Raw genomic sequence first — 13,007 nt, 5'->3', positions numbered from 1 at the left:
GTTTATTATTATAAAAATACAATTTCATCCAGCCAGACATGAAACTGGCCCCCATGAGAAGAGTATTCTATAACCACACTTTGAATCTGTTCCACTTGCGGATTTCCGGTGACCTTTACGTTCCAAGCGTCCGAAACCGCACTAAAGCTTGTTGCATCTGCAGCTGAAAGAAGCGGTACTTGAAAAAGTGACCAACCATATCTCGCTTCGGAAGCAATTTTGCTCCAATTAAAGACAGGAGCCGTGCATATGTATTGAATGCTGTTATGGTTATCCTGGATGAATCGCAGCTTCAGACCCCCTTGCGCAAAGCCGCCCCACATTTCATGATGATATTTCATCCAGAAAACGAATTGTTTGGCTCTGGTAAGCGTGGCCTGCTTGCCATCCGGCTTGCTAATTTCCAAGCGAATGCACGTTAAAGTTGATGCGGAACGCAGATGAGCTGAAGCTCCACTTTGAACAGTGTTGTCCTCATCGATCGTTAGAGAAGCGTATTGATCAGGCACCACTTGCATGATTTCCGCTGAGACTGGATTCAAAGCAAGTAATACGGATCCCGGATTCGGGAATACATAAAGGTCGAACCAAGCCAGGTCTGAAAGCACGCCATTGGATACCGTTAATGCGACGCGATAAAACCCTGGATTTTCATAAATATGAGTAATATCGGGATGCTCAAGGACTGTTCCGTCTCCCATCTCCCACCTGTATAGTAAATCTCCACCCCCTGAGTCCACGCTTTCGCTGGCATCGAATTGAACAGGCTGCCCGGTTACCGCCCGGGATGTTAATCGCTTGGCTTTTGCTATAGGAGCTGTACCTTCAGAGATTTCAGCGCTTACTGAAACGTTGCTTACGTTTACTTCCTGGTGCAGGTCACCAAGCCGATTATTCGCCATAACATTTGCCGAGATGTTTATACATTGAGCATGCTTCAAATAAATGCCGTATGTATCGTTGTCTGTGATTACATTCTGCTCAATAATCCAGTGATAAGCTTCGTATCCTAGTTTGTATCCGATGGCAAGACCAGCGCTCTTATTATGATGAATGTGATTGTTCCTCATAATAAAATGGCTGCTTGAACCGTTGACGACAGCAATGCCCGCGTTCCCGAAAGGCTCAGGCGCATTCGCGATCCGCACCCCGTTGTACGCCGCTTCGTTCCCGATTAACACCGCATGGCAGGAACCGCCAAGCCAGAAACCGTAGCTCGAATGATTACCTTTGTTATTCACGAACGTGTTGCCCGGATCCCAAACTTCCCAAGCATTGTTGTGCGCATAAGAAGCATCGTTGCCTTCAAAATAATTGCCCGTGCTGACCCAACCGTTTAACGACCGGATAAATACGCCGTCGCCGCCGTACGTAAAGTCATTGAAGGAAAATTTATTGTCATTGGAACCGCTTTCAATCAGGACAGATGTTGAATCCCTTGCATGCACTTCACCAGGGGAGATGCGAATGCCGTAACTCATGTTGTTATTTGAAAATTCGTTGTATGATGAGCGCCACAATTTCAGGCAAACGTTCGTGCAATGGGACATGTCGTTATTTTCGATTACGTTGTCATCGCAATTTTTGAGATGAAGGCCGTTCCAGACGTAATTGCCTTTATTCCCCTTGATACTGCTATGATGCAGGTTCTCTAGATGAAGGGCGCCGAACGGTTCGCCTTCCCCCCAACCATAATCAGGATCCGTATAATTGTAAGATAGATCATTATCTGTGATGGTCCAGTTCGAGCCGTTCATCACTTTCATACCGGTTTGAAAACCACGAAGCGTTATGTTTTTCACCGTAACGTGATTGAAACTGCTCGAGAAGAGGCCGATTCCGCTATATGTGTGTATATTGCCTTCCCTTCCACGACCGCGAATAATCGCACCGTTTCCGTCGATTGTGATGCCTTCCCCACCTACGATAAGGCCAAGCCCGTCACCAAACACATATTCGCCGGGCTCGAAGATAACGTTCTCCGTAATAACCATTCCTGAATAGGGTTTCACATATATACTCATTTTCTGGGCGCTCCCCTTCCCGTCTTCACCATTCAATCTGCTTGAAACGTTTTCGTCGTTTCTCTTTCAATCACATTTCCCTTCACTAACATATTGACTTGTTTATCCTTGTGGGCTTGATTCTGAATGATTTCGCAAAGTGTCTTGGCCGCCATCATCCCCACCTCATATAATGGCAAGGATATGGTAGTCAGCCTTGGCCTTGCATACTTGGCGATAATCCGGTTATCGTAACCCATGATCGAAATATCTTCAGGTATGTGGAGGCCGAGCTCTTTGGCAGCATCCATGACGCCAATGGCAATCATGTCGCTCGATGCGAAAATAGCCGTCGGGCGATCATCCAGAAGAAGTAATTCCTTCGCCAGCTGATATCCAGATTCTTCGTACCAATCACCGTGCCTCACGTACTCTTCTCGGGGCTCCACATGGTGATCCCTCAGAGCATCGTAGTAGCCATTCAATCGCCTAGCGCTTGCATGCCAATCGAAAGGACCGTTGATAAAGGCAATTTTTTTGTGATTTAGCTTTAACAAATATTCCGTTGCATCATAACCTCCGGCATAATCATCCGTCAGTACGTTATGAATGGACTCTTCCTCGCTTCCCGTACGATTAATTAATACGGTTGGCATCTTCAAATGAGGGAATTCTTCGACCGCGTTCAGCGTAGTATCGGCAAGTATTACGCCATCGAGCTTTAAATTCGTAAAGAAATCAAGAGCTGCGAGTTCGCTTTCGAGCTCATGCTGGATATTCCAAAGCAGAACGCTAAAGCCGTTTTTACGCGCTTCGTCTTCAACACCTCTGGCAATAAAGCCGCTGAGCTCATCGGATACGTCATCCAGAATCAATCCAATCATCAAGGACGATTTTTGCCGTAAATTTCTTGCCACGAGATTCGGACGATAACCTAGCTCTTCTGCAATCTTTTGTATTCTTTCTCTAGAGGCGGCACTGATCTTCTCATTGTTAGCCAGTGCACGGGAAACGGTGGCGGCGGAAACGTTCGCCAATTTTGCAATATCATAAATGTTTGCCATAAACGAACCCTTTCCGAATAAGAGCGATAATGTTTCATGCAATCGATTACATTAAGTAGTGTAATCGATTGCATTCTATAGTGTCAATACATATAAAACAAAATTTCCCATCCGACAAAAGTTCCGAATTTTCGCCCCTTTCAGCTCTCCAAACACTTGTACTTCCGCAAGAGCTAAACTATTTGTACCCATTAATTGGATCTTAACGTACCTTCCAGTTAGTCCCCCTGCACTCACGGTTAAATTCGGATTTGGGTAGGTAGTTTGATGGTTCGACCAAACCTGATTTTGATCAAGTACGATTACATTATAATCTCGGAGTCTATTCCCGCAATTCGTCAAATCCACGGCTACTCAGTTAATTGGCGTCACTAGTGTTATGAAAAAAGCAATTGAAGCTGGCAACGAAGCTAAAATTAAAGAAATCGGTCCTAAAATTGAAGAAACTTGGGCTACATTCGAAGATGGCGTGAAGCCACGTAGCTCGGACCTTTATGAAGAGTCTGAACCCTGAAGTAGCCGGATCACAAAAACAACCGATCGATAAGCAAGCATTAACTCAGTTAAATGATGGGTTATCACAAGCTCTAAAAGAGCTTATTCAAATCATTAAATAAAGTGAAAAAGCACAGCCCTAAAGGTTGTGCTTTTTCTTTTTCGACCCCAGATTAGTTCATCCTGTTTGCGATCATAATTATTTCTTTATTCTAAAGTCCTCAAGATGGGAATGCCGGTAATAAAAATTTTCTTTTAATTTCAATACTCATGTATGTAACCTCATTCCCTAATTGCAGGGTTCCCTTATTCAAACGAAAGAACCTCCAAAACCACTCCAATAGTGGGATCGAAGGTTCTTTTGGAGGCGAACCCTTGTTATGCATATTCCTATCTGCCGCGCTTTGTCAAAACAAGCTAATGTGGCGGGGCTGCCTCTACCAAGCGGCTACTTGACCGTCGGTTCGAGGCTCCGTTCCTCCAATCAACACGCCGTTTTCATCATCTCTCCATATGATTTGGCCTCGGCCAAATGAAACAGAACCTAGCGACCACTTGGCGTCATGCCCTTTCCGGGCTAACGCCTCAACAAGATGAGACTTTGTAGAATGCTCAAATTCCACGGTATTGCCTTCCATCCACTGCCATCTTGGCGCATCTAGGGCAGCTTGCGGATTGAGGTGGAAATCTACCGTATTCATGACCATCTGCACGTGACCTTGCGGCTGCATAAATCCACCCATGACTCCAAATGGACCAACTGCCTTCCCATCCTTGGTCAAGAAGCCGGGGATAATCGTATGATAAGGCTTCTTCCCGGGCTCCAAACAGTTATCGTGCTTAGGATCAAGTGTAAAATTATGCCCGCGGTTATGCAGCGCAATACCGGTTCCAGGCACAACCAAGCCAGATCCAAAGCCCATGTAGTTGCTTTGAATGAAGGAAACCATGTTGCCTTCACTATCAGCCGTACACAGATAGACAGTTCCCCCTTGAGGAGGCTGACCCGGCTCAGGCAGCAGAGCATCCTTGCCGATAAGCCTGCGGCGTTCGTCGGCATAAGCGTCCGAGAGCAGATCCTCCACACTTACCGACATTTTGGCGGAATCGGCAATATACTTTTTACCATCCGCAAACGCCAATTTAATAGCCTCGATCTGTTTGTGATACGTGTCGATACTGTCCCGATCGCTGAAATCAAAGCCCTTCAAAATGTTCAAAGCCATCAGTGCGACCAAACCGTGCCCGTTCGGCGGGATTTCCCATACGTCATACCCACGGTAATTCACGCTGATCGGATCAACCCATTCCGGGTTAAAGGCTGCCAAATCTTCTTTGCGGATATAACCGCCGTATTGTTTGGAGAAACGGTCGATTTTCTCTGCCAATTCCCCGCGGTAGAACGATTCGGCGTTTGTATCGGCGATTTCCTGCAGCGTTGCGGCGTGATCCGGCAGGTGCCACACTTGGCCGATTTGAGGAGCCACGCCCTCCGGAGCAAATACGCGAAACCACTCCTCGAACTGTTCGCCCTTCAGTTGCGACTTGAATATAGCAGCCGCACGTTTCCAATAAATACCTAAAGTAATCGGAAAGCCGTTCTTCGCATATTCAATAGCCGGCTGCAGTACCTCTTTCAGCGGCAACTTACCGAAGCGTCGAGACAGTTCAGCCCAGCTAGCCGGAGCGCCTGGCACTGTAACAGGAATAAAGCCGTATTTCGGGATTTCATGGACCCCGGCTTTGTTTAAGGCATCAATGGATAAACTCTGTGGCGCAGCGCCGCTGGAATTAAGTCCGTGCAACTTGCCCTGAGTCCAGACCAACGCAAATGCGTCGCCGCCAATCCCGTTAGCGCTTGGCTCCACTACCGTAAGTGCTGCAGCAGTTGCTATGGCAGCATCAATGGCGTTGCCCCCCTTGCGCAAAATCATAAGCCCGGCTTGCGCCGCAAGAGGCTGCGAGGTCGCAACCATCCCATTTCTCGCATAAACCGGCGATCGACGGGAGGAATACGGGTGATACTGTGCATCAAAGTTCATCATCTATCTTCCTTTCAAACAGTTAGTCCGGATAAGAATAACCCTCCGTAAACAAAAGCACCGATAATCACGATGGCCGGATGGATACGCCCCTTGGTGAAGGCCCAAAGAGATACAGCCCCTAGAGCAAGCGAATGCCACATGCCAATTGATGAGTAGGAGACATGCCCCAATTCCCACGTTAAACCAAGCATCATGACGGCGATCACCGGCTGTACAAGCAATGTCATTCCCTTCACAGAAGGAGATTTACGAAAACGATCCAGTACCTTGAGCAATACAACCAAGGCAATGGCCGACGGAGCTACCGTAGCCAAAGTAGTGATAATCAATCCTGCCCATCCTGCCTGCTGATAACCGACAAAAGCGGCTATTTTAGTTGCAATGGGACCCGGCAGCGCATTGCCTATTGCCAGTACATCAGCAAATTGGGCATTGGTCAACCATCTATAATGGTTAACCACTTCCTCTTGAATCAATGGAATCGTGGAAGGCCCACCACCGTATCCAAGGACATTTGCAACGAAAAAACCCCAGAATAGCTTCAATAAGTTCAAACGGAAGCCCCTTTCCTGGCATCTGTATCCTTATTGCTCACCGGTTTCATTTTAAAATGGAAAGCGCCATATAATAAGAATAAGGCAACGACGATGCCCGGGTGAATATACACAACCGAAAGCAGAATAAAAGCAATTGCGCCAAAAATGAAGGCCCCTAGTTTCCCAAGTCCTTTTACCGATTTCGAAGCAAATTCGTACGCCATTTGACCTAGCATAACGGCTACTACAGGTCGGACCGCTGAAATCATCCCTGCGACAACAGGGGAATGCTGCAATTTGAACAGGAACCCAAGCAGAGCAATCATGGCAAGGCTGGTTGGGAGTATGTGGGCAAGTACCCCCACGATGGCTCCCATTGTTTTATTCAGCCGGTATCCGAGATAGGCCGCCATTTTAGGGGCGATCGGACCCGGCAATGTGTTAGCAAGCGCCAAAATTTCACCAAACTCGCTATCATCAAGCCACTGATACTTCGTTACCGCTTCATAGCGAATAAGAGGAATTACGGAAGGTCCGCCGCCAAAGCCCAAGATTCCCGTACGCATCATAGCAATCAAGAGTTCTTTGTAGTATCTTGTTGTCAACTCGCTAACCCCCTAGCCAAGCTCATTACAGCTTTAGCCCCATCCGGCTTTTGTAACGTCGTAGCAGCAATTGGCTATCTACTCGTACTATACCTGGCATTGCATAAAGTGTTTTGAGCAAAAAATTTTCCATCTCATGCATATTTTTAAATACACCATGCATATGAAGGGTGCTTGGACCCGACATATGGTACAAACTTGTAACGGGAGGTTCTTTGGACAATTTCTCAGCGACCTCGTCCAAAAACTGCGGTTCGATATCCACGTTGAAAAATGCCGAGACCTGAATTCCAACCTTTGCCGGATTAATGACTACAGTAAACCTTTCAATTACCTCCGCCTCAATCAGGCTGGAAATTCGCTGCTGCACAGCGATTCGGGAAAGCCCGATCATTTTGGCCAAATCCGTATAAGAAATTCGGCTATTCTCATGCAGCGCCTCCAAAATATGTTGATCCACTTCGTCCAACTCAAGGGGAGGCATCACATTTTCTTCGGAATATACATAAACCATCGTCAAACCTCCATTAAGCTATCGTTTAAGCTTAGGGTCAAGTACTTCACGAATACCGTCCCCAAGAAAATTAAAACCAAGTACAACCAGAAAAATCGAAATTCCCGGCCAAACCGCCAACATCGGATCAATATTCAAATACCCTTGTGCAATATGCAGCATCGAGCCCCAGCTTGGTTCTTCCGGCCTGGCCCCAAGGCCCAGATAGGAAAGGCCTGCTTCGGCAATGATGGCAGCGGCCATGGAAAGTGTGGTTTGGACCATAAGCGGCGCCATGGAATTTGGCAGCACGTGCAAAAACATAATCCGCCAGTTTTTAGCTCCAATTGCTTTGGCAGCATGAATATACTCCAAATTACGGACGGTCAGCACCTGCGCTCTCGTTATGCGAACGAACGCCGGCGTAAAGCCGACACCGATCGCAATCATCGCATTGAAAAAACCTCCACCGAGGGCAGCAGCCATAGCCAGTGCTAAAATCAATGATGGAAATGCTTGTACGGCATCTACGATTCGCATGACAACCCATTCATCCCAGAATCCTCGGAAGTATCCGGTAATCAATCCGATCGGCACGCCAATCAGCACAGCGATCCCGACGGAGACCACCGCAGCCTCAATTGAAAGCCTCGCCCCGAAAACGATGCGCGAGAAGGTGTCCCGACCCAAATCATCCGTTCCCAGGATATGGCCGTTGCCGGGCTTCTGCAAAAGATTGGCATAGTCTTGACTAAATATAGGATCGTGTGTAGCAATTACCGGTGCAAAAATAGCTACAATCATCAGGATGCCAATGATGAGCGCACCGCATACAGCCAATCGGTTACGAACAAATCTTCGAAACATGATACGAGAGCGGCTTTCCGCTTTTCCCGCTTCTTCATTCGTTTGTGGTTGGGTTAGTTCATTTTGGGAAAGGTCGACATTAGCTTGCATAATTTATTCAGCCCCCTTGCCCATTTTGATTCTGGGATCAATTAACGCATATAAAAGGTCCACAATCAAATTAACAATGACAACCATTAAGGCTGATACGAGAATGGCTCCTTGCACCGTAACATAATCGCGCCTAAAGATGGATTCCACAATAAGACGTCCAAATCCCGGGATAGAAAATATGGATTCTGTAATGACAAGCCCCCCGAGAAGCCCTGCCACAATCAAACCGCTTGTTGTAACGACCGGAACCAATGCATTTTTCATTGCATGTCCAAGAACGACCACACGTTCCTTAAGCCCTTTGGAATATGCCGTACGTACATAATCCGCATGCATGACATCGAGCAAGCTGCTGCGCAGCATTCTCATTAAAACCGCCGACTCCCGCAGCCCCGTTGCCACAATAGGCATAACCATTGCGGATATATTACCAAGTGGATCCTCACTAAAAGGCACGTAACCGGAAGCCGGAAGCCATCCCAATTTGACCGAGAATAAGACGATCATCATCATGCCCAGCCAAAAGTGAGGAATCGACATGCCGCCAAGCGCGAGAATCGTGCTTAAATAATCGACCCATTTCCCTTGTCGAATAGCAGAAATGATACCAGCTGGCACTGCTATGAGCAGGGCCACTAAAAACGTTCCGATTGTCAGTTCTAAGGTAGCGGGAAATCGGGATGCGATCAGTTCCGACACAGAAGACCGGTCGACAAGCGAGCGCCCCAGGTTTCCCTGAAGCACTCCTCCCAACCAATCGAAGTACTGGACCACGATAGGCTTATTCAAGCCTAGTTCTTCACGTAAAGCCGCCACTGCATCCGGTGTAGCCTCCTGGCCCAGAATAACCGTTGCCGGATCGCCGGGAAGCATGTGCAATAAAGAAAAGACCATGATTGTAACAAGTATGATAACCGGTATTGCTAGTAACAGACGCCTGATTAAAAACGCCATAAGGATTCTCCTTACTTACTGATTGTTGCCGTACGGATCAAACCGTCCGGAATATAGGTGAAGCCTTGCACACCTTTGGAAATACCGAAGACGTTATTGGAATGCCACAAGTAGACGTATTCGTCATCGTCGTTTAATTTTTTCATCAAATCGTCGTAAATAGCTTTACGCTTTGCTTCAGTTCCTTCGCCGCGGCCCTCTTTCAGCAGCTTATCAACCTCAGGATTGCTGTACTGGGAATAGTTATTGGAAGCACCTGTGAAAGCAAAATCATAAATGTTTTGGTCCGGATCCGGTCTTCCGCTCCAGCCTAACTGCGTAGATTCATGATTACCTTTCTTCGCTTGGTCAAGCATCGTACCGAACTCTACTTTATCCAAAGTAACCGTAATGCCTGCAGGTTTTAGCATGTTTTGAACCATCTCACCCACTTGTTGGTTAGTCGGAGTCGTTCCGATCTTCAAGCTGAAGGAGAAGCCATCCGGTTTACCCGCTTTTTTCAAAAGCTCCTTGGCCTTGGCAAGGTTTGGCTTTTCGTATTTATCCGAATCACCGTATGAGAAGTGAGAGGGCGCAAACGGCGAGTGTGCCGGTGTTCCCGCACCGCTCAGTGCCACTTTGATCAGCGCTTCGCGATCGATCATGAGGTCTACCGCCTGGCGCAGTTCTTTATTATCGAACGGCGCTTTGCTCGTATTCAAATGAATACCTTGGAACCCTTGACCCGCTAGGTTGATCACTTTGATATTGGTGTCGTTTTTCATATTCTCAATCTCTTTATAAGGAAAATTCGTCGTAATGTCGACTTGTCCGCTCTTTTGGTTCGTCAAAGCCACATTGGAATCCGTAAATATTTTATAGACTACTTTATCCAAGTAAGGCAATCCCTTTTGCCAGTAGTTCGGGTTCTTTTCAACTGTAAGTGAAGTGCCTTTCACACGGTCTTTAAAAATAAAAGGTCCTGTTCCGACTGGGTGGTTGACGAAGTCTTCCCCGTATTTCTTCACCGCTTCCGGAGAAACAATCATACCGGCACGGTCGGTCAAAACAGAAAGGAACGGCGCGAACGGTTTACTAAGTTGAATCACAACCGTATAAGGATCACTTACGGATACCTTCTCGACTTCCGCAAGCTCAGAGCGTCGAACTGAATTTTTATCCATGCCACGTTCAATGTTAAATTTGACCGCTTCTGCATTGAAGTCGGTTCCATCGTGGAACTTAACGCCTTGGCGTAATTTTAATGTATACACCTTATGATCGTCGGATACCGTCCATTGCTCAGCAAGCATCGGAACAATTTTGCCAGTCGCATCGATATCTACCAATTTATCGTAAATACTCTGGAAAACTTGGCGGTCCACTAGAGCAGAAGACAGAGATGGATCGAGCTTCGGCGGATCTGCGTTCATTTCAACGCTTAGAGTTCCCCCGGCCTTTGGAGTCGTATTTGCCGCTTTACTATCGACGGCTGAGTTGGTTGATTTTGGGTTAGACGCGGGCTTATTGCTGCTGCAGCCAGTTACAACCACAGTAAGAGCAAGAGCGGCGCTTAATCCCCAGCGAAACGATTTCTTCATTTACTGCTTCCCCCTTTAAAATTTAACAATCCGAAAGTAAATTAAATTTTTCACTTTCGTTTTGTTTACTATACGATGAAAAGAAAACGATTTCAACAAAAAAAATTAGTCATTGACTTACCAATAGGTTTCTGCGAAATTAATAATAAACAAATTGAGAAAAACTTCTATCAAGGTTCGAAACTTGCGTACTACATTGAATAAGAGAAAAGAGGGGAATCGTTGTCTAATTTACTCGAGATTCTTCAACTTAAAAATCATTTTATTAGCGAAGGGCGTGTCATCCCCGCAGTCAACGGTGTTAGCCTGTCCTTAGAAAAAGGGGAAACCTTAGGTATTGTCGGTGAGTCCGGCTGTGGGAAAAGTGTCACGTCTTTATCTATTATGGGATTGCTTCCAAAAAGCGGAAGCCGTAAAACTGAAGGCGAAATCCTATATAAGGGCCGCAATCTGCTAAAGGTAAAGGAAGAAGAAATGCAGAAGATCCGAGGCAACGAAATCGCGATGATTTTTCAGGAGCCTATGACGTCCCTAAACCCGGTTTATCCGATCGGTAAGCAACTGAGCGAAATGGTGATGCTGCATCGCGGCTACTCCAAGGCCCAAGCCCGCGAGCATGCAATTCAAATGCTTAAAAAAGTACACATACCAAGAGCTGAAACCATTGTTGACGAATACCCGCACCAATTATCAGGAGGCATGCGTCAGCGCGTTATGATTGCTATGGCGATGTCGTGCGATCCGGAGCTGTTGATCGCCGATGAGCCCACAACAGCGCTTGATGTAACCATTCAAGCACAAATTTTGGACCTAATGCGGGAGCTGCGTAATCAGCAGGGAACCTCCATTCTTCTGATTACACATGATCTAGGAGTTGTCGCAGAAATGTGCCAACGTGTTGTGGTCATGTACGCTGGACAAGTAGTGGAACAAGCAGACGTGTTCTCGCTCTTCGAGAACCCTTCACATCCATACACCCGGGGACTTCTCGAGTCCATGCCTAAACTGGGTGAAGATAACAAGCGTCTAAAATCAATACCTGGAAACGTTCCAATGCCTGGGAGTGTAAAGCAGGGATGCCAATTCGCATCACGTTGTCCGTTTGTCGAATCCAGGTGCCTGCAGGAATCTCCTCCTTTATTTCAATTGGAGAACAAGCAGCTCAGCCGCTGTTGGATACATGAAAACACCGCAAAGGAGGTAGCTGTCGGTTGAATACACTTCTAGAAGTTAAGGGGCTAAAAAAATATTTCCCCATCCGTTCAGGTCTCTTTGGCAAGACGCATAATTACGTAAAAGCGGTAGACGATGTATCCTTTGATGTTAAGGAAGGAGAAACACTAGGCATCGTCGGTGAATCCGGCTGTGGTAAATCTACAACAGGCCGATCGATCATCCGCTTGATCGAACCCTCGGAGGGGACCATTCTTTTTCAGGGAGAAGATATGACCGCTCTCAAAGGGGACGCCCTCAGAAGAAAACGGAGGGACCTGCAAATTATTTTCCAAGATCCCTTTGCTTCCTTGAATCCCCGTATGACGATCGGATCCATCTTAGAGGAGCCGCTTTACATTCACGGTCTTGGCTCAGGATCGGAGCGCAAGCAACGTGTTTTGGATATTTTGGAAATTGTAGGGCTGACGCCGCATCACTATAATCGCTTTCCACATGAGTTTTCTGGCGGACAGCGTCAACGAATCGGCATCGCTCGGGCATTGATTACAAAACCAAAGCTTATCATTGCGGATGAACCGGTTTCGGCTTTGGATGTTTCCATACAATCCCAAATTTTAAATCTCATGAAGGATTTACAGGATCATTTTAAACTTGCTTATCTATTCATCTCACACGATTTATCCGTTGTACGCCATATCAGCGACAGGGTCGGTGTTATGTATCTAGGGCGCCTTGTTGAGTTAGCGGATAAGCACCGGCTGTACAGCAACCCTTTGCATCCCTATACACAGGCCTTATTATCGGCGGTTCCGCAGCCGAACCCCCGCGAAAAGCAAGAACGTATCCTATTATCGGGTGACGTGCCGAGTCCGGCAAACCCGCCTACTGGATGTACGTTCCACACGAGGTGTTCCTCTTGTATGGACATTTGCAAAACGGACCGCCCGCAAATCAAAATGACTCAGGTCGGACATGCTGTCGCGTGTCATCTGTATGGATAAAAGCGTTACAAGAAACAACGCCAAGATCTTCAATGGTTAATAAGTATACTAGCTTTGTATGAACATACATCGAGGTTATAAACTCATGTTATCTC

General features: G+C 46.8%; 12 protein-coding genes. 3 read left to right on the top strand and 9 right to left on the bottom strand.

From position 1 onward, the window contains the following. Nucleotides 1-8: 8 nt before the first annotated feature. Together BLT91_RS14275 and BLT91_RS14270 are read right to left on the bottom strand one after the other, a co-directional pair. Nucleotides 9-2,024: a PKD domain-containing protein gene (locus BLT91_RS14275; protein ID WP_090821959.1), complete on the bottom strand. Its 2,016-nt coding sequence runs from the start codon at nt 2,022-2,024 to the stop codon at nt 9-11. A 32-nt stretch (nt 2,025-2,056) separates the two neighbouring features. Then, a complete protein-coding gene (locus BLT91_RS14270) occupies nt 2,057-3,067 on the bottom strand; it encodes a LacI family DNA-binding transcriptional regulator (RefSeq protein ID WP_090821956.1) in 1,011 nt (336 codons plus the stop codon). 379 nt (nt 3,068-3,446) lie between these two features. Between BLT91_RS14270 and BLT91_RS33535 the strand changes: the two genes are divergently transcribed. After that, nucleotides 3,447-3,581, top strand: a complete 135-nt coding sequence (locus BLT91_RS33535) for a hypothetical protein (protein ID WP_302847496.1) — start codon at nt 3,447-3,449, stop codon at nt 3,579-3,581. 418 nt (nt 3,582-3,999) lie between these two features. On the opposite strand, the gene BLT91_RS14265 is transcribed toward BLT91_RS33535, so the two are convergent. From BLT91_RS14265 to BLT91_RS14235, 7 genes are read right to left on the bottom strand one after another with little or no spacing between them, the layout of a single operon-like run. Continuing rightward, the gene (locus tag BLT91_RS14265; RefSeq protein WP_090821954.1) at nt 4,000-5,607 is read right to left on the bottom strand and encodes a gamma-glutamyltransferase family protein; all 1,608 of its coding nucleotides are present in this window, start codon (nt 5,605-5,607) and stop codon (nt 4,000-4,002) included. A gap of 11 nt (nt 5,608-5,618) precedes the next feature. After that, entirely contained in the window at nt 5,619-6,161 is a 543-nt protein-coding gene (locus tag BLT91_RS14260; RefSeq protein WP_090821952.1) for a chromate efflux transporter ChrA, read from the bottom strand. Beyond that, a complete protein-coding gene (locus BLT91_RS14255; protein WP_302847495.1) occupies nt 6,158-6,748 on the bottom strand; it encodes a chromate efflux transporter ChrB in 591 nt (196 codons plus the stop codon). Before BLT91_RS14255 ends, BLT91_RS14260 begins: the two co-directional genes overlap by 4 nt. Nucleotides 6,749-6,773: 25 nt before the next feature. Continuing rightward, nucleotides 6,774-7,262, bottom strand: coding sequence for a chromate efflux transcriptional regulator ChrS (locus BLT91_RS14250; RefSeq protein WP_090821949.1), 489 nt, complete (start codon nt 7,260-7,262; stop codon nt 6,774-6,776). Nucleotides 7,263-7,280: 18 nt separating this feature from the next. Next, nucleotides 7,281-8,198, bottom strand: a complete 918-nt coding sequence (locus BLT91_RS14245) for an ABC transporter permease (RefSeq protein WP_090821947.1) — start codon at nt 8,196-8,198, stop codon at nt 7,281-7,283. A gap of 3 nt (nt 8,199-8,201) precedes the next feature. After that, on the bottom strand, nt 8,202-9,155 hold the full coding sequence (locus tag BLT91_RS14240; protein WP_090821945.1) for an ABC transporter permease: 954 nt from the start codon (nt 9,153-9,155) through the stop codon (nt 8,202-8,204). A gap of 11 nt (nt 9,156-9,166) precedes the next feature. Next, the gene (locus BLT91_RS14235; protein ID WP_090821943.1) at nt 9,167-10,735 is read right to left on the bottom strand and encodes an ABC transporter substrate-binding protein; all 1,569 of its coding nucleotides are present in this window, start codon (nt 10,733-10,735) and stop codon (nt 9,167-9,169) included. Between the two features lie 222 nt (nt 10,736-10,957). On the opposite strand from BLT91_RS14235, the gene BLT91_RS14230 reads away from it, so the two are divergent. Next, nucleotides 10,958-11,950 carry an ABC transporter ATP-binding protein gene (locus BLT91_RS14230; RefSeq protein ID WP_090821941.1) on the top strand — a complete coding sequence of 331 codons (993 nt, stop codon included), beginning with the start codon at nt 10,958-10,960 and terminating at the stop codon, nt 11,948-11,950. Next, nucleotides 11,947-12,912: an ABC transporter ATP-binding protein gene (locus BLT91_RS14225; RefSeq protein ID WP_090821939.1), complete on the top strand. Its 966-nt coding sequence runs from the start codon at nt 11,947-11,949 to the stop codon at nt 12,910-12,912. The genes BLT91_RS14230 and BLT91_RS14225 overlap by 4 nt, the downstream gene beginning before the upstream one ends. Nucleotides 12,913-13,007: the final 95 nt, after the last annotated feature.

Origin of the sequence: Paenibacillus sp. yr247 (assembly GCF_900103825.1) — a bacterium.
Lineage (GTDB): Bacteria > Bacillota > Bacilli > Paenibacillales > NBRC-103111 > Paenibacillus_E.
This window is presented reverse-complemented; position numbering and strand designations above follow the sequence as displayed.

Bases quoted from the DNA above. Each gene is read 5' to 3' on its own strand.
- BLT91_RS33535 (WP_302847496.1), top strand. From the start codon at position 3,447: ATGAAAAAAGCAATTGAAGCTGGCAACGAAGCTAAAATTAAAGAAATC.
- BLT91_RS14270 (WP_090821956.1), bottom strand. From the start codon at position 3,067: ATGGCAAACATTTATGATATTGCAAAATTGGCGAACGTTTCCGCCGCC.
- BLT91_RS14250 (WP_090821949.1), bottom strand. From the start codon at position 7,262: ATGGTTTATGTATATTCCGAAGAAAATGTGATGCCTCCCCTTGAGTTG.
- BLT91_RS14235 (WP_090821943.1), bottom strand. From the start codon at position 10,735: ATGAAGAAATCGTTTCGCTGGGGATTAAGCGCCGCTCTTGCTCTTACT.
- BLT91_RS14275 (WP_090821959.1), bottom strand. From the start codon at position 2,024: ATGAGTATATATGTGAAACCCTATTCAGGAATGGTTATTACGGAGAAC.
- BLT91_RS14245 (WP_090821947.1), bottom strand. From the start codon at position 8,198: ATGCAAGCTAATGTCGACCTTTCCCAAAATGAACTAACCCAACCACAA.
- BLT91_RS14265 (WP_090821954.1), bottom strand. From the start codon at position 5,607: ATGATGAACTTTGATGCACAGTATCACCCGTATTCCTCCCGTCGATCG.
- BLT91_RS14240 (WP_090821945.1), bottom strand. From the start codon at position 9,155: ATGGCGTTTTTAATCAGGCGTCTGTTACTAGCAATACCGGTTATCATA.